15 protein-coding genes are annotated in these 23,190 nt (G+C 68.2%); 8 read left to right on the top strand and 7 right to left on the bottom strand.

Going from position 1 to position 23,190, the window contains the following annotated elements; all coding sequences use genetic code 11:
• Positions 1-10: 10 nt before the first annotated feature.
• The 3 genes from G4D83_RS31925 (at position 11) to G4D83_RS31915 (ending at position 2,388) form a co-directional block, all read left to right on the top strand.
• Positions 11-238, top strand: a complete 228-nt coding sequence (locus G4D83_RS31925; protein WP_141648817.1) for a hypothetical protein — start codon at positions 11-13, stop codon at positions 236-238.
• Between the two features lie 41 nt (positions 239-279).
• Positions 280-1,698 (top strand): tRNA modification GTPase, encoded by a 1,419-nt coding sequence (locus G4D83_RS31920; protein ID WP_163868633.1) that lies wholly within the window; start codon positions 280-282, stop codon positions 1,696-1,698.
• 78 nt (positions 1,699-1,776) lie between these two features.
• Positions 1,777-2,388, top strand: coding sequence for a Uma2 family endonuclease (locus G4D83_RS31915; RefSeq protein ID WP_176437682.1), 612 nt, complete (start codon positions 1,777-1,779; stop codon positions 2,386-2,388).
• A 15-nt stretch (positions 2,389-2,403) separates the two neighbouring features.
• Here G4D83_RS31915 and G4D83_RS31910 read toward each other — a convergent pair whose 3' ends face one another.
• The 4 genes from G4D83_RS31910 to G4D83_RS31895 form a co-directional block, all read right to left on the bottom strand.
• Positions 2,404-3,441, bottom strand: coding sequence for a GspE/PulE/PilB domain-containing protein (locus G4D83_RS31910; RefSeq protein ID WP_163868632.1), 1,038 nt, complete (start codon positions 3,439-3,441; stop codon positions 2,404-2,406).
• A gap of 338 nt (positions 3,442-3,779) precedes the next feature.
• Positions 3,780-5,570, bottom strand: a complete 1,791-nt coding sequence (gene sppA, locus G4D83_RS31905) for a signal peptide peptidase SppA (protein ID WP_163868631.1) — start codon at positions 5,568-5,570, stop codon at positions 3,780-3,782.
• Between the two features lie 208 nt (positions 5,571-5,778).
• Complete coding sequence (locus tag G4D83_RS31900; protein WP_163868630.1) at positions 5,779-6,432, bottom strand: metallophosphatase domain-containing protein; 654 nt, start codon at positions 6,430-6,432, stop codon at positions 5,779-5,781.
• Between the two features lie 122 nt (positions 6,433-6,554).
• A complete protein-coding gene (locus G4D83_RS31895) occupies positions 6,555-7,277 on the bottom strand; it encodes a hypothetical protein (RefSeq protein WP_163868629.1) in 723 nt (240 codons plus the stop codon).
• A 280-nt stretch (positions 7,278-7,557) separates the two neighbouring features.
• Here G4D83_RS31895 and G4D83_RS31890 point away from each other — a divergent pair, with 280 nt between their 5' ends.
• A complete protein-coding gene (locus tag G4D83_RS31890; protein ID WP_163868628.1) occupies positions 7,558-10,392 on the top strand; it encodes a M16 family metallopeptidase in 2,835 nt (944 codons plus the stop codon).
• A gap of 129 nt (positions 10,393-10,521) precedes the next feature.
• On the opposite strand, the gene G4D83_RS46470 is transcribed toward G4D83_RS31890, so the two are convergent.
• On the bottom strand, positions 10,522-10,986 hold the full coding sequence (locus G4D83_RS46470; RefSeq protein ID WP_240356819.1) for a ClpX C4-type zinc finger protein: 465 nt from the start codon (positions 10,984-10,986) through the stop codon (positions 10,522-10,524).
• Positions 10,987-11,144: 158 nt separating this feature from the next.
• Entirely contained in the window at positions 11,145-12,377 is a 1,233-nt protein-coding gene (locus G4D83_RS31880; RefSeq protein ID WP_163868627.1) for a multidrug effflux MFS transporter, read from the bottom strand.
• An 840-nt stretch (positions 12,378-13,217) separates the two neighbouring features.
• Here G4D83_RS31880 and mnmG point away from each other — a divergent pair.
• From mnmG to G4D83_RS31860, 4 genes are all read left to right on the top strand, one after another.
• Positions 13,218-15,065, top strand: coding sequence for a tRNA uridine-5-carboxymethylaminomethyl(34) synthesis enzyme MnmG (mnmG, locus tag G4D83_RS31875; RefSeq protein WP_163868626.1), 1,848 nt, complete (start codon positions 13,218-13,220; stop codon positions 15,063-15,065).
• Between the two features lie 98 nt (positions 15,066-15,163).
• Positions 15,164-15,817 (top strand): 16S rRNA (guanine(527)-N(7))-methyltransferase RsmG, encoded by a 654-nt coding sequence (gene rsmG, locus G4D83_RS31870; protein WP_163868625.1) that lies wholly within the window; start codon positions 15,164-15,166, stop codon positions 15,815-15,817.
• A gap of 156 nt (positions 15,818-15,973) precedes the next feature.
• Complete coding sequence (locus G4D83_RS31865) at positions 15,974-16,642, top strand: hypothetical protein (RefSeq protein ID WP_240356817.1); 669 nt, start codon at positions 15,974-15,976, stop codon at positions 16,640-16,642.
• 222 nt (positions 16,643-16,864) lie between these two features.
• The gene (locus G4D83_RS31860; protein ID WP_163868624.1) at positions 16,865-17,257 is read left to right on the top strand and encodes a VOC family protein; all 393 of its coding nucleotides are present in this window, start codon (positions 16,865-16,867) and stop codon (positions 17,255-17,257) included.
• Positions 17,258-17,298: 41 nt separating this feature from the next.
• Here G4D83_RS31860 and G4D83_RS31855 read toward each other — a convergent pair whose 3' ends face one another.
• Positions 17,299-18,183, bottom strand: a complete 885-nt coding sequence (locus tag G4D83_RS31855; RefSeq protein WP_163868623.1) for a hypothetical protein — start codon at positions 18,181-18,183, stop codon at positions 17,299-17,301.
• Positions 18,184-23,190: the final 5,007 nt, after the last annotated feature.

The raw sequence follows: 23,190 nt of genomic DNA, 5'->3' as shown, positions 1-23,190 counted from the left end.
AGGGCGGTGCATGGGCAAGGCGAAGGGTCTCAAGGACAAGCTGTACGGCGCGGCGGTGCTGAAGATGAGCTTCCGCCTGCGCGGGGATGAGGAGTCTCCCGCCTTCCGCTTCGTGTACCCCGGAGTCCTTCGGGACTTGGAAATCGAAGACGGGGCGGTGGAGAAGTACATCGAGGAGAATCGCGAGGCCGTCGAGAAGGCCGCCCGTGGTTCCACGCCCCCGATGGGGCCTCGTTAGAGTTCCCGTGAGCGGAGGGGAGCACCCGCTCCCCAGCCCACATGACGTCAGCCACCTCCACCATCGTCGCCCTGGCCACGGCTCCCACCGCTGGAGCCGTGGGAATCCTCCGGCTGTCCGGACCCGCCGCGCTGGAGGTGGGACGCCGCCTGGCGCCGGGTGTGCCGGTGGAGCCCACGCCTCGTCACGCGTACCTCGCGAGCTTCGTGGATGCGCAGGGCCGCGCGCTGGATGAGGGCCTGTTCCTCTACTTCCGAGCGCCCGCCTCCTTCACGGGCGAAGACGTGGTGGAGCTTCAGGCCCACGGGAGTCCGCGCCTGCTCCAGTTGTTGCTGGCGCGCGCGCTGGAGGACGGCCTCGCGCGTCCCGCCGCGCCCGGTGAGTTCACCCGGCGCGCCTTCCTGAATGGCCGCATCGACCTGACGCGCGCGGAGGCGGTGGCGGACCTGGTGGCGGCCGACTCGGAGTCCGCGGTGCGCGCGGCTGCCGCGGGGCTGTCCGGGGCGCTCACCGAGCGGGTTCGCGCGCTGGAGGAGCCGCTGCGCTCGTTGCACGCGGACCTGGAGGGAGTGCTCAACTTCCCCGACGAGGCCGAGGGTGCCGACGAGGACTCGGAGGCGCGAGTCCAGGCGCTGCGGGCCCAGGCGGAGGCGCTGCTCTCCGAGGCGGGACATGGCCGACTGGTGCGCCGGGGCGCGCGCGTGGCGCTGTTCGGCCCCGTCAACGCGGGCAAGTCCACGTTGTTCAACCGACTGGTCGGCGAGGCGCGCGCGCTGGTGGACGACGAGCCCGGGACGACGAGAGATTCCCTGGAGGCTCGCGTCGAGTGGAACGGCCTGGGCGTCATGCTGTTCGACACGGCGGGCCTGCGCGAGACGCCGGGCCGCGTGGAGGCGCTCGGCATCGCCCGGACGCGTGAGCTGCTGGCGGGCGTGGACCTGACGGTGCTGGTGCTGCCACCGGGGACGTCCGAGTCCGACGCGGAGCGCTGGCGGGCCGAAGCGGGTGTGACGGACGTGCTGGTCGTCGACGGCAAGTGCGACGTGTCCTCGGGGTCGGAGGTGCTCAGCAGCGCGCCGCGTCAGCGTGACAGCGAAGTCGAGGCCGCGTCCGATGGAGGGCACGAAGTCGAAGCACCCTCGTCCGTTTCTCCACCCCGCCCCCGCGTCAGCGGGCTCACGGGCGAAGGTGTTGACGCCCTGCGTGAGGCCCTCGTCTCACGGCTGTGGGGTGGCGGCACGCCCTCCGCGGTCGCCCTGGTGTCCGAGCGTCACGCCGATGCCCTGCGTCGCGCCGCCGAGGCACTGGCGCGCGCGGAGTCCGCGTCGCGCCTGTCCACCCTGGAAGTCGTCTCCGGCGAGGTCTCCCTCGCCCTGGAGGCCCTCGGCGAGCTGTCCGGAACCTCCGCTTCCGATGCGCTCATCGACGCAATCTTCCAGCGCTTCTGCATCGGTAAGTGACGCGTTCCGAGCAGTCCGGGGACGTGTCAGACCCCTTCCTAGAATGCCGCCCTCAACCGACGCACCTTCGGAGGCGCTGTGACGGAAGGCATCATCCACCTGGCGAACCACTCGATGCTCTCGGCCCTGCCCTCGGGCTGGGTGGGAGAAATCCTGGACGAGGAGTTCGTCGCTTCACCCAGGCTGACTCCCGCGCAGACCCGCGCCGCCTTCATGCTGGGAGTGGAGCTGGGCGAGCAACTCGACCGCCGCCGGGGTGGCAGTGGCCGCTGGTGCTTCCTGCGCGCCCCCGAGCTGCGGCTGGGCCACGACGTGCTCGTGCCGGACGTGGCTGGATGGCGTCGAGACCGCGTCTCCTCCCCCATCGACCCGGACGTGCCCTTCCTCACCCTGGCGCCTGACTGGGTGTGCGAGGTGCTCGCGCCCTCCACCGCCGCGCTGGACCGCACGCGCAAGCTGCCCCTCTACGCGCGCCACGGCGTCTCCCATGTCTGGCTGGTGGACCCGGCCGCGCGCACGCTGGAGACGTATCAGCGCGTCAAGAGAGGCTGGCTCCTCACCGGCTGCTACGAGTCCGACGCGCTGGTGCGCGCCGAACCCTTCTCCTCCGCCCCCGTGGAACTCGAGTCGCTGTGGCTCAACGAGTCCTCGCTGTGCGCGGAGGGCTCGCTCCTCGCCGCCGTGCCCTGAGCCCTTTCGCGCCCTTCAGCTGGCGCGGCGGAGAAACGTGGCATCGCCCGAGGGCGTCACCATCCTGCGCACGGCACGCAGCAGGAGGTCGGGGTCCACCGGGGCGGCGAGGAAGCCCCGGGCTCCCACCGCCTGGGCGCGAGGCAGGTCCACCTCGGGCATCTTCCCCGCCACCACCACCTGCGCGGGGACCTTGCGGCCCAAGGCCTCCAGCGACGGCAGCGGCGTCACCACCACCTGCGCCTCGCTCGAAGCCAGCAGCTCCTCGGTGCTCGCCACGCGAGAGCTGAGTCCCGCGGCCGCCAGCACCTTCACCAGCCCCGCCGCCGCATCCACGCCCCAGCCGTACACCAGCACCTGGGCCATCGGCTCCGGACGGGCCGCCGTCAGCGTGGGCAGCTTCGAGCGCAGGGGCGCGCGCGGCGCGGGCACCTTCACCACGGGCTGGGGACGCGCCGCCTCCTCCTCCAGCGAGGACAACAGCGGCAGCTCGGGAGGCGCCTCCATGTTCGTCAGCTCCACCATGCTGGCGCCGAGCACCATGGTCATCTGCTCGTCCGCCTCCGGCAGGGAGAAGCTCTCCATGCCGGGCCGCCGGACGGCGACGTCCGTCTCGCCCCGGTACATGCGGCCGATGGCGCGGCGGATGGACGCGTCCGTGGCCAGCTTCGCCACCACCCGCGCCCGCCCCGTCACGCTCTTCACCGCATCCAGCGACGCCAGGCTCCCCGGCGCGGCCATGGCCACCACCAGCGTGTCCCGAGGAGCGTGTCCTTCCAGCCGCAGGGGCACCACCCGGTGCGTCTCCGCCACCCGCTCCGGAATCAACCGCGCCAGCCCGGGCTCAGGCGGCTGGGACTCCAGGTCCACCGTCTGCATCCCCACCTGCTCCGCCAACGCCTCCAACACCTGAGCCGCCGAGCAGAAGCGTTGATCCACCACCACCTGCCCCAGTGGCACCCCCCACTTGCGCTGATACGCCAGCGCGGAGTGGAGCTGCAGCGCATCAATCACGCCACGCGCCAGCAAGATGTCCCCCAGTCGCTTCTTCATGACCCGGCTCCTCCGGCCCCCCACTGCGGCCACTACCCTTGGGAACGCACTCGTCCCGGAAAATTGAAACAGTTCTACGCCCTCACCGGCCGTCCCGGCTTCCTCGCCGGCGACAGACGGTTCCGCGTCCACGACATCTGCAAGGCAAGGGCCCAGGGTGCCCGCCACCGTGGCGTGTCGTCACGTCTCCTCCGGGAGACGGAGCGCGTCCAGCGGTGTGACGGCACGGAAAAGGGCCTGAAGGCGCGAGCAGCACCCTCAAGCCCTTGGATCCACGGCGTTCCCTCATCACGCCCCTGCGTCCGACGGGCACGCAGGGGCGCGGGAATGGAGATCCGCTACCAGCGCGTCTCGGGCACTGGTGCGTACAGCGAGCCGCGCTCGGGTGCGAAGACACCCATCTTCACACCGAGGCCGTGCACCCTGCGCGTGGCCTCCACCAGCGGGGCCCAGGGCGTGGCGACCGACGTCGTCGCGGAGGTGTCCTCGCTGTTGTCGCCCGTCTCGCCCAGCGCGGCGGAGAACACCTCGGCGGGGCTCTTCTTGCGCGGGTACTCCTCGACTCGCACCTGGGCGTCCGCGGGGAGCTTGGCCGCTTCCTTGGCCAGCTCGAGCGCCTTGGGGTAGCCGCCCAGCGCGTCCACCAGGCCGTTCGCCAGCGCGTCCTCGCCCGTCCACACGCGGCCCTTGGCAATCCCCTGCAGCTTCTCCAGCGGCATCTTCCGGCTGCTCGCCGCGCGCGTGGTGAAGTCCGCGTAGATGCGGTCCAGCTCCGCGTCCACCCGCGCCTGCTGCTCCGGCGTGTACTCCGCGTCGGAGCTGGAGAGCGTGGCGTTGCGTCCCATCGCCACGGTGTCGAAGCTGACGCCCAGCTTCTCCCAGAAGCCATGGGTGACGAACTTGCCCGTGTACACGCCGATGCTGCCCGTCAGCGTGCCGGGCTGGGCGACAATCTTGTCCGCGTCCATGGCGAAGTAGTACCCGCCGCTGGCGGCGTACGTGGCCATGGAGGCGATGACGGGCTTGCCCGCCTCGCGAGCGCGCTGCACCTCGCGGCGCACGGTGTCGCTGGCCACGTAGCTGCCGCCCGGGCTGTCCACGCGGAAGATGATGGCCTTCACCCGCGAGTCTTCCGTGGCCTTGCGCAGCGCCGCCGCGACGCTGTCGCCACCCATCGCCCCCCCGCCGAACGGGCTGCCCCCGCTCTTGCCTCGCGACACCTCGCCCACGCCATACACCAGGGCAATCGTCTCCCCCGTCGTGTGAGGCCGGCCCGCGCGCTCCAGGTACTTCTTCACGTACAGCAGCTCCGCGCCGTCGCCCGCCGCTTCCTTCTGCTCGGCGTAGACCTCGTCGCGGTAGCGCAGGCCGTTGAGCAGCTTGCCGTCCATGGCCTCCGGCGCGAGCAGCGGCGCCCGGTCGATGAGCGCGCGCACCGCCTCTTCCGTCAGCCCGCGCCCCTCGGCGATGCCCTTCACCATCTGCCCGAAGAGGCTGCCCGCGAAGCGCTCGGTGGCCTCCAGGTGCGCCGGGGTGTAGCCCTGCTCGGTGTAGCTGTTGACCGCGTTCTTGAACTCGTAGCGCTTGTCGAACTGCGGCTTCACGCCGAGCTTCGCGAGCGCATCCCGGGCGAACGGCGTCTCGAACGCGAGGCCGATGACGTTCACCGCGCCGGACGGCTGCATGTAGATTTCATCGAAGGCCGACGCGAAGTAGTACGCGCCGGTGGCGTTGCCCTCCTCGCCGAAGGAGTCGGTGAAGGCGATGGCCTTCTTGCCCTTGGCCCGGAACGCCTTCACCGCGTCGCGCAGCTCCTGCGTCGTCGCGGGGCTGCCGGGGCTGGTGCCCACGCGCACCACCAGCGACTTCACCCGCGAGTCCTCTCCGGCCTTCTCCAGCGCATCCACCACGTCGCGCACCGTGAGCGGGTCCTCGCCGAAGGCACCGGCCAGCGAGTCGTTCGACACATGCTCCGGCAGCGGCTGGGACAGGTCCATCTCCAGCACGAGGTTGGACGGCACGCTCGGGCGGCTCATGGAGGCCATCACGATGAGGGCGATGAGGCCGAACATGAAGAGGACGGACATCGCGCCAATGAAGGCGAGCGCGCCGATGAGAAATCGTTTCATCCGAAGAAGCTCCTGGTACCTGGGAGACGGGCCACGAATCCGGCACGCGGTCCTTACTACTTAACGGGCCAGGGTGCCGATGCTTGCATGTTCCCTCGGGCCTCCCCGCCGACCGAGCAACACTCCGGAGGCCGAGGACCGGACTTCCCGACTCCCTCGCCCGGGGACGGGCCGCCTTTCCCAGGACGGCGCGCACGCCTGACGCGAGTCAGGGCGCGAGGGATTCGGGCTCCCACTCCAGCACCACGGGAGGCCGCATCCCGAACGGGTGGAGGTGGCAGTTGGCCGCGTTGATGAAGCGGGTGGGCACGTCGGGGAGCGTGTGCTCGCCCGGAGACTCGTGGATGTGGCCGAAGACGTGGAGGCGCGGGCGGACCTGCCGCACGCGAGCGAGCAGGTCCGCGCAGCCCACGTGCGCGCCGAGGAACGTCCGGTCTCCGAGGCCCTTGGGTGGGCCGTGGGTGACGAGCACGTCCAGGCCCTCGGGGATGAGGTTCCAGTGGGTGAGGATGTCCGCGCCCCGGTCGCGGTTGAAGGCCATGCCTCCGAAGCGCGGCGTCACCGGCGAACCCCAGAGGCGCAGTCCACAGATGAGCGCCTCCTCGTCGTCGAGGTAGTGCACGCCCGCTTCGTGCGCGAGCGTCCTTGTCAGCACGGGCTCCTTCTCGCAGATGAAGTCGTGGTTGCCCGCGATGAACACCTTCTCGCGAGCCGGGCGACTGGCGAACCAGGAGAGGAAGGACTCCAACTCCAGCTGCTTTCCCCGGCGAGAGAAGTCGCCCGCGTGGATGAGCACGTCGCACGCGGGGACCTCCAGCTCCTCGTGCCGATTGTGGGTGTCGGAGATGAGCACCACCCTCATTACGAATCCCTTCTCTTCGGACGTGGAATCCCGAGACAGGGAACGGACGCTACACCGGCATGGGACTGACCCGCCGCGAGGGGAGGCGCGAGGTCCTCCCTCCGCGACACTTCACGCGGGAGTCAGTTCTTGAGCAGCTTGTTCAAGATGCTCTCGTGGGCTTGCAGCCGCCGCTCGGTGTCTTCCCGGTCGACGGTGAGCCGGGCGACCTTCCCATTGACGTGGAACAGCCCCCGACGCAGCTCCGAGGTCGAGGCACCCACGTGTTCGCTCAACTTCGCGAGGGACTCGACGGCTTGCTCGAAGCCCGCGCGGACCACCTGGAGGTCACGGGAGAACACGTCGACCTTCTCCTCGACGACCAGGAACCGATGGTCCGAAGCCTGGAACTTCGCCTCGAAGGCCACGGTCTTGTCCTCCAGCGTGTGGACCCTGTTGTCCAGGGACTCCACCTTCTGGCCAAAGGTGTGGACCCTGTTGTCCAGGGACTCCACCTTCTGGCCGAAGGTGTGGACCTTCGCGTCCAAGGTCTCCACCTTCTGGTTGAGCGCGGCCACGTCCTGCTCGAGCGCACTCACATCATGTTTCAGCTCACCGACGTCCTGCCTGAATACCGTGACGTCCTGCCTGAACACCGTGACGTCCTGCCGTAGCTCCGTGACCTCCCGTCGCAGCTCCCCGACTGCGACCGTGGCCTCTTGGTGCGCCTTCCGTCCGTCCCGGATGGCCTCCTTGAGCTCGAAGTGACTCCGGTCGAGCGCATCCAGACGCACTCGCGTGCGCTCCAGGACCCTCGAGAGGTCGTTGATCGCCGCGTCCACTCCCCCACCGTCGTATCTCGCCATCCCGCCTGCCTCCCTCCGAGCGGCCCCATGCCGCTTCCAAGGTTGAAGACACCCTACCAAACCAATCTGACACGGTGGCAATCAGACAAACAACCTGTGAGGTCGTCCCGAAAATCCAGACGAACCCGCGCGGCATGGGCCCGGGGGGCGGGTCCGGGCGCTCCCTCCCCTGTCTCACGGTGGACGCCTGTCTGGAGGAAGTGCTGGCTTCCGGGATGGACGATGACGCGGACCGGGTTAGAAGCGCCGTGCACTTTCTGAAGACCCCCGCGAGGACCGCATGAAGCGTCGTACCCCGCTTTCCCTGTTGGCCCCCCTGATGCTGGTGGCCACCACTCCAGTCTGGGCCCAGGCCCCTGTCCCCTCCCCTTCCGCCACCCAGGCCCCCGCCGCGAAGTCCGCTCCCGCGAAGGCCAAGGGCTCGGCGCTCGCTCCGGTGACGAGCGTGGAGGGCATCACCGAGTACCGCCTCGCCAATGGCATGCGCGTGCTCCTCTTCCCCGACCCCACCAAGCCCAACGTCACCGTGAACGTCACGTACTTCGTGGGCAGCAAGCACGAGGGCTACGGCGAGACGGGCATGGCCCACCTGCTCGAGCACCTGCTGTTCAAGGGCACGCCCACCACCAAGAACGTGCCCCAGGCGCTCACCGAGCGCGGCGCGCGTCCCAACGGCACCACGTGGCTGGACCGCACCAACTACTTCGAGACGCTGCCCGCCACCGACGAGAACCTGCGCTGGGCGCTGTCCTTCGAAGCCGACCGCATGGTCAACAGCTTCATCGCCAAGAAGGACCTCGACAGCGAGATGACGGTCGTCCGCAACGAGTTCGAGTCCGGCGAGAACGACCCGGGCAGCATCCTCCAGGAGCGCGTCCTCAGCGCCGCGTACATCTGGCACAGCTACGGCAAGTCGACCATCGGCGCGCGCTCCGATTTGGAGAACGTGCCCATCGACCGGCTCCAGGCCTTCTACCGGAAGTACTACCGCCCCGATAACGCCATGCTGGTGGTGGCCGGCCGCTTCGACGAGGCGAAGGCCCTGGGCTTCATCCAGTCCTCCTTCGGCAAGCTGAAGAAGCCCGCGGAGCCCCTGCCCGCCACGTACACCGCCGAGCCCACCCAGGATGGTGAGCGCGAGGTGACGCTGCGCCGCGTGGGCGACACCACCCTGCTCGCCAGCGTGTATCACGTGCCCGAGGGCGGCCACCCCGACTTCGCGGCCATCGACGTGCTGACGCTCGCGCTGGGCGACCACCCGTCGGGCCGTCTCTACAAGGCCCTGGTGGAGACGAAGAAGGCGTCGAACGTGTCCGCGTACAACTACCAGTTCCGCGACCCGGGCATCATCGGGTTCAGCGCGGACATGCGCGAGGACCAGCCCCTGGCCGCCGCGCGCGAGGTGCTGCTGAAGACGGTGGAGGACTCGGCGCGCACGCCCTTCACCGAGGAGGAGGTCTCCCGCGCGAAGGCGACGCTCGTGAAGATGATGGAGTTGACGCTGAACAACTCCGAGCGCGCCGCCATCGGCCTGTCCGAGTGGGCCGCCACCGGCGACTGGCGCCTGATGTTCCTGCACCGCGACCGCATCGAGGCGGTGAAGCCCGCGGACGTCACGCGCGTGGCGGCCACGTATCTCAAGGCCTCCAACCGCACGCTGGGCGCGTTCATCCCCACGGCGAAGCCGGAGCGCTCGGAGCTGCCGCCGCCGGTGGACATGGCGAAGATGATGGACGGCTACAAGGGCCGCGCCGCGGTGGCGCAGGGCGAGGCGTTCGACCCCTCCCCCGCCAACATCGAGGCGCGCGTGCAGCGCGGCGAGCTGCCGGGCGGCATGAAGTACGCGGTGCTGTCCAAGAAGACGCGCGGTGAGATGGTGAACGCGTCCCTGTCCTTCCACTGGGGCACGGAGGCGGCGCTGCGCGGGAAGGCGGACGCGGCGTCGTACGCGGGCCGCATGCTGATGCGCGGCACCAAGAAGCACACGCGGCAGCAAATCCAGGACGAGTTCGACAAGCTGAAGGCGCGCGTCGGCGTGGACGGGGGCCTGGCCGGAGCGTCGGTGTCCATCGAATGCCCGCGCGCGAGCCTGCCCAAGGTGCTGGCGCTGGTGGCCGAGATTCTTCGCGAGCCCTCCTTCGACGAGAAGGAGTTCGCCCTGCTCAAGCAGTCGCGGCTGGCGGACCTGGAGTCGCAGCGCAGCGAGCCGGAGACGCAGGGCAGCATCGCCTTCTGGCGGACGCTGTCGGGCCACTATGCGAAGGGCCACCCCTACTACGTGCCCACGCTCGATGAGCGCATCGCCGGCGCGAAGGACACCACGCTGGAGCAGGCCCGCGCCTTCCACAAGGCGTTCTACGGCGGCGCCAACGCGGAGCTGGCCGTGGTGGGTGACTTCGACTCGAAGGAGCTCGTGGCGGAGACCGGCAAGCTGTTCGGCGACTGGAAGAGCCCGGCGCCCTACGCGCGCGTGCCGGAGGTCTTCAACGACGTGGGGCCCAAGGCCGTGGCCCTGGAGACGCCGGACAAGGCGAACGCGTACTTCTACGCGGGGCAGACGCTCAAGCTGCGCGAGGACGACAAGGACTGGCCGGCGCTGATGCTCGGCAACTTCGTGCTCGGCGGCGGCTTCCTCAACTCGCGACTGGCCACGCGCATCCGCCAGAAGGACGGCCTGTCCTACGGCGTCGCCAGCAACATCGACCCGGGTGACTTGGACGCGGTGGGCACGTTCATCACCTACGCCATCTACGCGCCGGAGAACGCGGGCCGGCTCGAGACGGCGATGCGCGAGGAAGTGACGAACGTGCTGCAGAAGGACTACTCGGCGGAGGAACTGGAGAAGGCTCGCGCGGGTCTGCTGGAGTACCGGCAGGCGGCTCGGGCGCAGGATGGCAATCTGGCGCGCAAGCTCTCCAGCTACCTGTACCTGGGACGCACCCTCACCTTCGACGCGGGCGTGGAGCAGCAGCTCTCCAAGCTCAAGCCGACCGACGTGCGTCAGGCCATGTCGCGACACCTGGACTGGACGAAGGTCACCCAGGTGAAGGCCGGTGACTTCGCCACCGCGGAGAAGAAGGCGAAGGCCCCCGTGCCCGCTCAGGCCGCGCCGTGACGCGGTGACGGCTCGCCCTTCACCGGGTTGAGCACCCAGCCCCGAGGTGCCCATGTGTGGCGCCTCGGGGCTTTTTCATGTCCGCGCGCGGGGGCTGTGAGCGACGTGGGTGCGGACCTCGCCGACGCCTTATTTCGAGGCGGTCTTCTTCTTCTGCTTTTTGATGATGTCGTTGCACAGGCCGACGCATTCGTCGCAGATATAGGCGTTCTCGCTTGCGATGAGATGTCTCACCTCGCGCTGGTACTTCTCGCAGAACGTGCATTGGAGGTTGATGCCGGGGAATGGGCTCTTCATGGCGTCGGCGATTTTGTCGAGCCACAGAGAGCTCCACTGCGCCAGCGCTCTCTCCGCGTCTCCGGGAGGGACCTGGTAGTCCCTCCATTCGTGGACCGTGGTCTTCTCCATGCGCGCCCAGCTCCCATCCGGCGCCACATTCAGGGCCCAGGTGCCGGGCTTGCGCTGACCGTTCTCGTAGACGCCCAGATGCACCACCAGGCCGTCTGGACCGAGCTCCGCGTAGAGCCCCTCCTTCCGGTCGAATGAGACGCCCTCCGGCAACCGCGAGCGGTCGAACCGTTCCTTCTTGTCCATGCGGTGGCACCTCTTCCCGCGAGGCAGATGGAGGAGAGGACCCACGTCGGTGCGGGAACCCGAGGGTCCACACGAGAAGATAGCCTGTTCATGAGAGGCTTTTGCTCGAGATGGCACGTGCGGGCGACGGGCTCGACGTCACATTTCACACATCACGTTCACCCGACACGTGAGGACGCTGGCTCCGTGCTCGCGGCCCGCGTGCGTGCCCGGTGGCCCAGGACGCCAGACAGCCACGCCAGCACGGCCGCCGCCAGCACCACGCCGCCCATGGGCTTCGCTGTGTTGTCATTGAGCACGCTCACCGCCCAGGACGCGGAGGCCGCGGCGGTGAACTGGAGCGCGCCCAGCACCGCGGACGCGAGGCCCGCATGCGCGGCGTGTCGCTCCAACGCGATGGCGGCGGAGTTCGGACCCACCAGACCGAGCGTCGGAACGAACAGGAACAGCGCGGCGGCAATCCCCCAGAAGCCCCCTACCCCACTCCACGTGACTGCCATCACCCCCGCCGCCGTCACCACATACAGCGTCAATGCCAGACGAAGCAGCCGGTGCAACGGGATGTGGCGCAGCAGCTTGCGATTGAGCTGCGCCATCGCCACCAGCCCCACCGCGTTCGCACCGAAGAACCAACCGAAGTCCTGTTCCCTCACCCCGTGCAACGTGATGAACACGAACGGCGCACCCGCGATGTATGCGAACATCCCCGCGTACGCGAAGCCACCCGCGAGCGCCGGGCCCACGAAATCCGCGTCCCGCAGCAATTCGCCCAGGCGCGCACGCATGCTCTTCGTCTTGGAGTGCTCGGGCGCTGTCTCCGGCAACACCTTCCAGGTCGCGACCAGGGCCGCCGCGCCAATGATTGCGAGCAACACGAAGATGACCCGCCAGCTCGTGTGCTGGAGCACGAAGCCACCCAGCAGCGGCGCGAGCACGGGCGCCACGCCCACCACCAACATCAAGCGCGACATCGTCCGCGCCGCTTCAGCGCCGGACCACAAGTCCCGCACCACCGCGCGCGGCGCCACCAACGCCACCGCGCCGCCCAACGCCTGGAAGAAGCGCATCGCCACCAACGCCGTCGCCGTGGGCGCGAGCGCACAGCCGAGCGAGCCCAGCACATACACCGCCAGCCCCGCGTACAGCGGCCGTGTCCGTCCGAACCGGTCGATGAGCGGCCCGGTGAAGAGCTGCCCCAACGCCAGCCCCGCGAAGCACGACGCGAGCGTGAGCTGGATGATGGACTGCGTCGACTGCAAGTCCTGCGCGATGCGTGGCAGCGCGGGCAGGTACATGTCGATGGACAGCGGCGCGAACGCGGTGAGCGTCCCTAACAGCAACTCCAGCGACAACGTGCCTGACGGGGGCGACTTCTTCGTGAGGGCGTTCATGCCATCCCAGATGTGAGGTGCGCACCGCGACGCGCGCGAGTTCGTGTCGGGCTCCGGATGTCGGGCAGACGACCTCTCGACGGGTCGCTCGCGAGCAACGCGGTGGCGACTCCCTGGGAGGTGCTCCGGAGCTTCATCATCGTGGACGCTGGATAGCGGCGCCGGCCCTGGCTGACCAGCACCACGAGGAGCCACGCAGCGTTCCACGCCGGGAACAATCCCCCCGCCTGGCTCCGGGACTCGGCGATGGCGGGGGAGGGGAGTGCCTGGGACCTACGTCCGCGCCCACTCACCTCCAGAGGGGCCGGCCCGGCGAAAGCCGGCATGTCAGACCCCTCGGTTATTCATATCCCCGTCGCGCACACGGGGGTGCAGGACCCTTCGGAGTCTCGAGCTCGAGTTTACCGTCGCGCCCTCACCGCCACGGTCCCAGGTCCGCCCTCCGTGTGTGCGACACCATGAAGTCAAAGCGCGCGAGGCGGCAGGGGCCCTCTCGCACGCAAGGGGGAAGGGGCGCCGCGCGAAGACGCGGGGCCTCCGAGGTACCGGCGACGCCTTCGGGCCCGCCCGACATTTTTGAATCGCCATCCAGGCCGGAGGGAAAGCCCGTCGCACGGGACTGACTTTCCGGAGGATGGCCGGTGCGCGCGAGGCAGGCAGCCCTCAACCCCTCCCACTGCCCGCCTCGCGCGCTCCCGTAAACCTTCCCTTTGCTTGCCAAGGGGGCGCACCGGAGACATAGGGACTCGACAGGTCGCGGCGCGCGGAGCCAGGGTGCTCGGTGCCATGACGGAGCGGGCCCGAGTCAGGTCCCGAAGCCCTCCGGCGACCTCGTGAGCGATGGGACTCCGGTACGACGTCATCGTGGTGGGCCTGGGCCATGCGGGCTGTGAGGCGGCGCTCGCCTGCGCACGCCTGGGCCTGGCCACGCTGGGAATCACCCTCAAGCGCGAGCGCTCCGCGGTGATGAGCTGCAACCCCGCCGTGGGTGGCACCGCCAAGGGCCACCTGGTGCGGGAGTTGGATTCGCTCGGCGGACAGATGGGGCGCGTGGCGGACCTTGCCGGCACCCACTTCAAGACGCTCAACGCCTCGAAGGGCCCCGCCGTCCAGGCGACTCGCGTGCTGTGCGACCGCGAGCAGTACTCCGCCCTGATGCAGTCCGTCCTCTTCACCCAGCCGAACCTCACCGTGCTCGAGGGCGAGGTCTCCACGCTCGTCGTCGAGGACGCTCGGGTGAAGGGCGTGCTGCTCGGCGACGGCACGCAGGTGTCCGCGTCGGCGGTGCTGCTCACCACGGGCACCTTCCTCCAGGCGCTGATGCACGTGGGGGAGAAGAAGGAGGTCGGCGGACGCCTGGGCGACGACGCGGCTCGCGGCCTGTCTGATTCGCTGCGCGCGCTCGGCTTCACGCTGGGCCGCTTCAAGACGGGGACACCGGCGCGGCTGGCGCGCGAGAGCATCGACTGGGACGCGGTGCAGCCGCAGCACGGTGACTTCCCGCCACGTCCGTTCTCCTGGCGCACGCGCGAGGAGTCGGGCAGGGGCGTGCCCTTCCCGCGTCAGCCCTCGGTGACGTGTGGCATCACGGCCACCACGCTCCAGACGCACCGCGTGCTGCGCGACAACCTGCACCGCTCGCCGCTGTACCAGGGGGAGATTGTCGGGCGGGGGCCGCGCTACTGCCCGTCGCTGGAGGACAAGGTGGTGCGCTTCGCGGAGCGCGAGCGGCATCAGGTCTTCCTGGAGCCCGAGGGCCCGGACTCGCCGCTGGTGTACCCGGCGGGCCTGTCCACGAGCCTTCCCGCGGACGTGCAGCTCGACTTCCTGCGCACCATCCCCGGACTGGAGCGCGTGGAGGTCATCCGCTACGGCTACGCGGTGGAGTACGACTACTCACCGCCCACGCAGCTCAAGCCCACGCTGGAGACGAAGTCCATCGCGGGCCTGTTCTTCGCGGGCCAGCTCAATGGCACGTCGGGCTACGAGGAGGCCGCCTTCCAGGGCCTGTGGGCCGGGCTCAACGCGGGACTTCAAGTGAAGGGCGAATCGCCGCTGCTGCTCGGCCGCGACGAGGCGCATGGCGCGGTGCTGGTGGATGACCTGGTGACCAAGGGCGTGGACGAGCCGTTCCGCATGTTCACCAGTCGCTCCGAGCACCGGCTGCGATTGCGCGAAGGCAACGCGGACCTGCGGCTGGCGCGTCACGGGCACCGCGTGGGGTTGTTGCCGCGCGAGGCGTTGGAGCGTGCGGAGGCGCGCGGTCGCGAGGTGGCCGGGGAAGTGGCGCGGCTCAAGCGCACGGGCCTCGCGGCGAGACTGAAGCGGCCCGAAGTCACGTATGCGCAGTTGGGGGAGGGGAGGGCGGACTGGCCCGTGGTGGCGGAGGACGTGGCCGAGGAGGTGGAGGTGGAGGTGAAGTACGAGGGCTACATCGCCCAGGCGGCGCGAGCGGCGGCGCGCGAGTCGGAGGCGACGGACCGGTGGCGGATTCCGGAGGGCTTTCGCTTCACGGAGGTGCGGGGGCTGAGCAAGGAGGCGGCGGAGAAGCTCGGCGCGCACCGGCCTTCGACGGTGGGGCAGGCGCGGCGGATTCCGGGCCTGACGCCCACGGCCGTGTCGCTGTTGCTGGTGGCGCTCAAGCGCGTCTCGGGCCCCTCGGGCGGGGGCAATACCCCCCTGGAGTGATCAGAACAGGGGGTGTGGACAACGTGTGGACAACTTTGGGGATGGGAATCCCCTGAATGATTCCGGAGGGTTATGGCCCTCTGCGCTGTGGAGGCGCTGTGGATAACACGAGGTTCGTAGATCTGCTGGCATCCGGTTGCCAGGCGTTGGGCGTGTCGGTGGGCGAGGACGTCGGGCCCCGGTTGCAGCGGCTGATGGCGGAGCTTTTGAAGTGGAACGCGAAGGTGAACCTCACGGCGATTACGGCGCCGGAGGAGGTGCTGGAGAAGCACTTCCTGGACTCGCTCGCGGTGTTGCCGGAGGTGACGGGCGCGGCGTCGTTGTTGGATTTGGGCGCGGGTGCGGGCTTCCCGGGACTGCCGTTGAAGATTGCGTTGCCGGCGCTCGGCGTGACGTTGGTGGACACGGTGGGCAAGAAGGTCGCGTTCATCAAGGCCGCGTCGGCGAGCCTCGGGTTGCAAGGCGTGCGTGGGTTGCACGCGCGCGCGGAAGGGACGCCGGAGACGGAAGGGATTCCCCGCGCGGAGCTGTTGATTGCGCGAGCGTTCAGGGACCTGCCGGACTGGCTGGCGTTGGCGCCGGCGTATGTGGAGCAGGGGGGCCGCGTGGTGGCGATGCTCGGCAAGTCGCAGTCGGACGCGGAGCTGGCGGCGCGCGCCGAGGAGCGACAGCTGCGAGTGGTCTCCGCGAGGGCGTACCGGCTGCCGTTCTCTGGTGCCGAGCGTCAGGTCGCGGTGTTCGCGAAGCAGTAGGGCAGGGGAGGGCGGGCTCGCGCGTGCACCGTGGAGGTGCGCGCGTGGCGCCATGCGGACAACTGCCATCCAGTATCAGTTGCCGACGTGTCGTGAGGGTGAGCGAGCGGGCAGGTGGAGAGGGACCTCGTTAGCTTCAGGGCGGAGGTGCCTCGCATGCAGCCGATTCCGACGGACCGGCCGGTGGTCTGGGGTGGCGACGAGCCCCACGAAAGTGAAGTCGCGGCGGCCCGAGTGTCCCGCGCCGACTTCGAGCGACGCTGGGGACCTCCGCATTTCCGAGACGTGGAAGGTGATGGACTCGGCCCCACTGACTACTGGGGTTGGCGCGCGGACTGCGGCTTCCAGTTCTTCGTCTTCTATCTGCAGGTCACTGACGATTTTCATGTCATGACCTCGGAGGAGGAGTTGAGCCATGCGCTCGCGCATCTCGACTGGTGGCGCGACGAGGTGGTGTGGCGGGCCAACCCTGGAGCGCCGCCGCTGACGGATGGCTGGGCGGTGTACCGACAGGACGACACGGGTCATCGCCATGATGTCTGTGTGATGACGAGCCGAGGACATGCGGAGTGCCTGGCGCGTCGGATGGAGGCTCGGGCGCACAAGCAGTGGTACGCCGTCGAGCAGCGTGGAACACCGCCCGTGCGGCAGTCTCGCCTGCGTCAGGGTTGGGCCGTGATTCGGCAGGACGAGCACGGCAACCGGGCGGAGGTGGCGGTGTTTCGGACCGAGCGTCGCGCGCGGGAGCTGGCCGCCGCGTACGAGTCCGAGCCTCGGCACAAACAGGCGTACTTCGTGGAGCCCGTGTCTCCTCCGAATCCGTGAGGTGGCGGCGAGGGTTTCTCGCGTGAGCCCATCGCCCACGGCTCTGACGCGTTGGCCTTCTGCCATTGCCTTGCCGTGTGTGAACACGGGCGCCCGGGATGGCGCGATGCTTCCGCGACTTCATCGTGGACGGAGCGCTGCTCGTCATCGAGTGCGCACGCGTCACGACCGTGAGACGCGCGAGCCTTCATCGGGTTCGTTCGTGGTGAGGACGGACCTGGGATGGAGATGTGCAAGCTGCGAGTCGCTCGACCGACGCGAAGCCTGACGGCGGTGGTGCGGTTCTATCGAGAGGGGCTTGGCTTCGAACTCGTGGGAGGCTTCGAGGACCATGCGGGCTTCGACGGAGTGATGCTCGGCCAGGTGGGGACGCCGTACCATCTGGAGTTCACGGTGGAGCGCGGACACGAGGCGCCTCGCGCTCCCTCTCCGGAACACCTGCTGGTCTTCTACGTGCCGCGGCGCGCGGAGTGGGAAGCGCGGGTGAAGCGCATGGAGCAAGCGGGCTTCCAGCCAGTGCGCTCACACAACCCATACTGGGACGTGCACGGAAAGACCTTCGAGGACCCCGATGGATATCGCGTCGTGCTCTACCAGGGAGAGTGGGCGCGCTGAGCCGCGCGCCTGGTGAAGACGTGGGTCATGCGCCTTGGGAGTCAATCCAGGTCGCGCAGGAGTGTGTCGCGGTCCGCGACGAGCTTCTTGGAGTTGAGGTGCTTGCGAATCACTCGCGCCGCTTCCGCGTGGACCGTTGAGTCACGAAGTCGAGCGAGCCACTGCGTGCGCAGTGCTTCGAGCTGTTGTCGCTGGGGCAGGGGAGTCGATGCGAACCATTGCTCCAGCTCGAGGATGACGTCGGGACGGGGTGGCCGGACTGGAGGCTCCGCGACGAGGTCAGTGGGCTTCGGCGTGTATCGAAACGAGGCCAGTTCATCGGAGAGCGGACCCCATGATTCGGCGAGTCCGCGCAGACTGAGTCGGACACTGTCGAGCGGTGCCTCCAGTCGCGGGTCGGTGAGCAGGCCCCAGTCGAAGAGTCGTTGCTTCACGGCTTCGCGTCCGTGGACTTCGTCGTGCGCTTCCTCGCCCAGATGGGCAGTGCCCCAGACGTTGAATTGATGGTTGTGGTGGAAGATGGCGCTCTCGACATGGGCGTCGCCGAAGACGCAGGTGCCCAGGGGTTCGTCCGCGCCGAACAGGCGGCGGACTCGAAGGTCCCCGAGGATGACGAGGTACTCGGAGGTGTAGACGGTGTGCGCGATGAGGTTGCCGCGCACGAAGACGAGTCCGCCCGGGTTTTCGAACCAGCCATCGACGACCAGGTCCCCGTCGATGAACGTCGAGCGTCGGCTGTTCTCCAATTGGAGTGATGAGACGCGCCCGCCTGCGAACAGCCCGGCACCGCCGCCGCCGAAACCGTCGGAGAGGACCAGGGGGTCCACGTCCATGCCGTTGCCGGCGCTTCGTTGCCGGAAGGCCGCGTAGGGACGGAGCACCTCGGCGGCTTCTTCGGGCGACAACCAGCGTTTGAGCGGGAGCACGGAGTAACCTTCGGACGAGTGAGGTTTGCTTGTCGTCGCGAGCGATGCGGCGTGGGCGCGAAGCCCGTCGACGTCTGGCCCACGCACTATCTCAAGGGTTCGAGCGCCACGGTCGCCGGGCCGTGATTCGACCTGCCATTCGCGCGGAAGCCGGCTCGGTTTGGGGGCAGGGGAGGGAAGGTTGCTGGGTGGCCTGGAGGACTGGCGGTTTCTTCATGCGAGTGAAGTAGGCGGCTGGTGGTTGCTTCGAGTCATGGCGAGCGGGGTGCGCGTGCGCTCGCTTGATGGGTCGCTCGCTCAAGCTGCGAGCGACCCAGGGATTGAACTGCCTGCTCGTGAGGCTTGAGGTGATGAATCAGCTGGGTCGAGCGTTGGAGCGAGGACGCGGACTCCGTTGAGTCGAGCGCTGAAGCCAGGACGCGGACTCCGTTGAGTCGAGCGTTGGAGCGAGGACGCGGACTCCGTTGCATGAAGTCGCGTGGATACTCATCGCGCCGAAGTTTTTCGGTGTGCGAGGCGCGGCGTTTCGCGACCCCTGTTGTCGCAGCGTGCGCGTGACGCGGAGGCGGTTCGCGACAACGGACGCGGTATCGAGTCCGTGTGGACTGAGCGCTCTTGTCCTCACGAGGGTCACGTTCGAAAGCCCCCTGGTTCAAGAGGTTCGCGAACACGGAGGAGCCTTCTCAGTTCCCAGTCCTGCGTGGTGCCGCGTGCTGGAGTGCGGTGGCCCAAGCCAGGTCACGAGGTTGGAGGAGGAGCATGCCTGCATGCTCAGCGCTGCACGGCTGTCATGACTTGATGCGAGCGTCCAAGCAGGTGCACGAGAGGCCCGTTGCGGATGCGGAGGTCCATGCCCGGTTTGATGCTCGTTCCACGTGGAACAGGGCCGACGCGGCGCCGTGTCAGCGTGAGCTCCGACTGCGGGGTTCGGCGTCATCGTCCTGAGGTGAGGGCTTCGCGACCGGACCGTGTTCGAACGCGCGCGGGAGGTAGTCGCTCATGGTCATGGGCCGAGACCTTCGAGCCTCGCGACGTGAACTCCGTGGCGCGTGAATCGTGGGCCGGAAGGCGGTTCGGAGTGCGCGCATCCTGGAGGCTCGAGGCCACGGTTCGAACTCCATGTGCTCCAGCACATGGGCTGGGCCCGCACTCAGATGGTTCGTGGCGCGCGCCTGGGACTCCGTCGCGAGGCTCACTTGAGCCGGGTGGTCTTGTTTGTGAGGCGTGAGTTCCGGCCCAGGTGCTGAGGCGCGAGCGATGGAGGTGGAGGGCTTGAGGTGACGAGAGTTGGCGCGAACTTCGATGCGACCCCTGTCCTGGTCAGGTCGGGGTGAGGTTGGCGCACTCGCGCGGCACGAGGATGTGAACGCACCCGGTTCGCGTGGCCATCGGATGTCCCCTCGCGTGGGGTTCCTTGAGCTTCTCGTTCGCGGGTCTTCGATGCGGGAGTGGCTGGGGAAGAGGAGTGGATGCCGTCCGCCACTTTCGGCCGCCTCCACGTGGCGCGAGCGATGGAGTCCGCGGGTGGTCCGGTCCTTTGGGTCAGTTTTCTGAAGTGAGGCCTCGCAGGTGATGCCGAGCAGGGCTCCTTTGGGTGGCGCGAGGCGCGGGTGAGGCGACTTCAACGAGGTGCCGCGCATGGCGTCGACCGGCGAAGTGACGAGGCCTGCTGGTTGGTGGGGAGGGGAGGGGGCGCGCCAGTGGTTGGGGAATGGAGTGAGGTCCGGGTGCGGTGCCGGCATCACCTCGCGGGTTCCTGAAGCAGTGCCATGCCGTGGTGCGCCCCGCTCATGAGGGCTCGCGTGAGGTTGAGTCCCTGAACGGAGACGAGTTCATGGGGTGCGGCGACGCGCCGGTTCTTCTTGAGAGGTCGCCGACCCGAGGTGCTCGTGATGCCCTGCTCAGCGGTGTGCCCGTCATGAGTGTTCGCGCTGGTTGCTTCTCGTGAACGAAGGCGAGCAGCGGCAACCGCATCGTGATGGTCCCATCCACATCCATGCCCCAGGCTCACGGCTCCGGGTTCCGCGCGTCGCCCTGGTTCCGTGAGGTCGCCGAGGAGCTCCTTCATGGTTCCAGCGCGCATCGACTCGCGCGAAGAGCGAGCCACCTGGCGTTGCCGCGAGCCGCGTTCCACGTGGAACGGCGAAGAGCGCAGATGCGCACCCCGCGCTGGCCTTCACGTGGATGAAGTCGCTTCGTGGTGCCGCTCAGGCCGACTTGAGTGAGTTCTCAGCCATCCGGAGAGATGCCGTGCGCCGTGTTCCACGTGGAACGGCAACGAGGAGGCTGGGGCTAACCCTTCTTGGTGTGCGTATCTGGTCGATGAGGCTGCTTCGCGCCGCCGTGCATGGCGATTCGCGAGAAGCGTCAGCCATCCGGAGAGGCCGTGCGCCGTGTTCCACGTGGAACGAGAAGAGGCGCGGATGGGCGTCGCGCGTTGGCCGTGCGTGGTTGAAGAGGCCGGCGCGAAGCTCCTCTCCGTTGCCGGCGTCGAACAACTCGCGTGAGGCCTCAACCCACTCGAGATGCCGTGCGCCGTGTTCCACGTGGAACGAGAAGAGGCGCGGATGGGCGTCGTGGCCAGGCCGCGCGTGGTTGAGGAGGACACTGGGAAGTCGGCTCGCGTGCCCACGCCGGACAACGCGCTTGAGGGTTCGGTAGGCCAGCGATGCCGTGTTCCACGTGGAACGAGAAGAGGCTCGGATGAGCGCCGCGTGTCGGCCTCACGTGGTTGAAGAGAGCACTGAGAAGCTCTTCCTCGTGCCCATGCCAGACAACGCGCTGGAAGCTTCGGTAGGCCAGCGATGGCGTGTTCCACGTGGAACGCGAAGAGTCTCGGATGAGCGCCGCGTGTCGGCCTCACCTGGTTGAAGAGAACGCGGAGAAATTCGTTCGCGCACCCACGCCGGACAACGCACTGGAAGCTTCGGCCAGCCAGCGATGGCGTGTTCCACGTGGAACGAGCAGAGGCTCGGATGGGTGCCGCGTGTTGGCCTCACGTGGTTGAAGAGGTGGCCGTGTAGTGCCCCTTTCAACGTGCCCGCGGCAGACAACTCGTGGTCGCTCAGCGATGCCGTGCGCCGTGTTCCACGTGGAACGAGAAGCGACCTGGACGCGCGCGTTGCCTTCTCCACCTTGCTTGATGAGGTGGTGGAGGAGTCGCTGCGTGGTGGCGGTCGCTGATGGTTCGCGGCGCATGCCGTGCGCCGTGTTCCACGTGGAACGAGTTCAACGTGGAGCGCGGTGATGCGCGGAGAAGTGAGGCAGCGGTGCGTGACCTGATGACGCCTTTGCGAGCACGTGCGCTGGCGAGCATCTGTGTTCCACGTGGAACGCAGCTCGCTCCATGCGCCATGACCGAGCTCCGCCACCTCATCGATGAACGACCGAGGTCGGCATCCAGGGCTTCACGAGAAGCCCATCACCACCGCGTGTTGTCGCGAAGCGCGGTGATGGTGGAGACCTCTCGTGGGTGCGTGACGTGTGGCGCGTTCCACGTGGAACACGGTGGTGCGTGAACTAGAGGAAGAGGTCAGCCACCGGTATTGAGCGGAGCCTCATGCATGCGCGTTCGTGTTCCACGTGGAACAGCGAAGAGGCATCACGCGCCACGTGTCGAGGCCTCGGTGAGAAGTGGTGCGTCAGTTCGCGCCGGCGCCATGGATGTGGCCGAGCGTCGTTGGTGCGACGCGAATCGTGTTCCACGTGGAACGGGAAAGCGGTCAGCGCGAGCCGCCGAAAACTGAGCTGACTCGATGCCGTGTTCCACGTGGAACGCGGAAGCCGTTCACGTGGAGCCGTGAACCATGGGCCAGCGGTTCGGCAACGCGGTGGTGGACCGTGGTCGATGTGGTTCAAGGACGGCGCCTCGTGTGGCGTTGCCGCGAGCAGTTGATGCGGCGTGAGTCGTGTTCCACGTGGAACGCGAAAGCGGCTGAACGGTGATGCGCGCGACAGGCTCGCGGCCTCGGCGATGTGGTGCTGAGGACCGTTGAGCAGGTTCTTCATGTGGAGGCCCTCGCGGTGGTTTGAAGCGTCGCGTGTCGTGTTCCACGTGGAGCGTGGATGCGCCCCGCGCGGTGATGCGCGTGACAGGCTCGCGGCCTCGGCGATGTGGTGCTGAGGACCGTTGAGCAGGTTCTTCATGTGGAGGCCTTCGCGGTGGCTTGAAGCGTCGCGTGTCGTGTTCCACGTGGAACGCGATGGCGTGCCGGAAGGACGGGGAGTCATCCGCGAAGACAGAGCGGGCCGCTGGGCTCGAGCCGATGACGTGGACTGGCAGATGTCCGGCTCGTGGTTGTCGTGCGTGAGTTCGCATGACGTGGCGGACGTTGCTGAGTCATCTGCCCGAACCCCATGAAACGCCGTGATGCCGTGCGCCGACGTGGTCCGCTGATGTGCAGCCGAAGCGCGCATCAGTGGACGTCGCGTTCCGCGTGGAGTTGGTGGCGTGCCTGCGGTGGAGTCCTGATGGTGGAGATGAGGACTCACGAAGCCCGGTCCCGCACCAGGTTCCAACTGGAGTGGGTGGCGGTTCGGTCGGTCCTCGGATGTGGTGGTGATGCCGTGCGTTCAGGCTCGCCAGTTCTGGCGTGGAGCGAGCCGTGTGGTGGCCCGTGATTTCAAGTGCGGGTGCCGGACAACGCTTCGATGACTTAAGTCATCGGCGCCACGTGAGGTTCGTGTCTTGGGCTACGTGGTGCGCGAGACCAATTCGATGTCGAGCCGCTCAAGGTCGAGGCTGCCCACCACGGGTTCGCCAACTTGAGGGGGCACAAGTTGGAGGCAGGTGGAACGGCGGAGAGGTTCGTAGCGCATCGTCCCGATGGAGGCCGCAAGGGCCACCTGCGTTTCGACACCCAGCGCACGCACCGGTGCATCGCTTCAGGCCGAACGACGATGGGTGTGGCGAACCAGTTCACGTCAGCGCGGAGTCCGCGCACCAGATGGCGTGGCGAACGGGTCGGTGAATCGGTGGGGCAGTTCAAGCGGGCGCTTCTGACAGGG

The organism is Myxococcus eversor (assembly GCF_010894455.1).
Lineage (GTDB): Bacteria > Myxococcota > Myxococcia > Myxococcales > Myxococcaceae > Myxococcus > Myxococcus eversor.
Note: the sequence above shows the minus strand (reverse complement) of the source record. Positions and strands in the feature narration are given on the sequence as shown.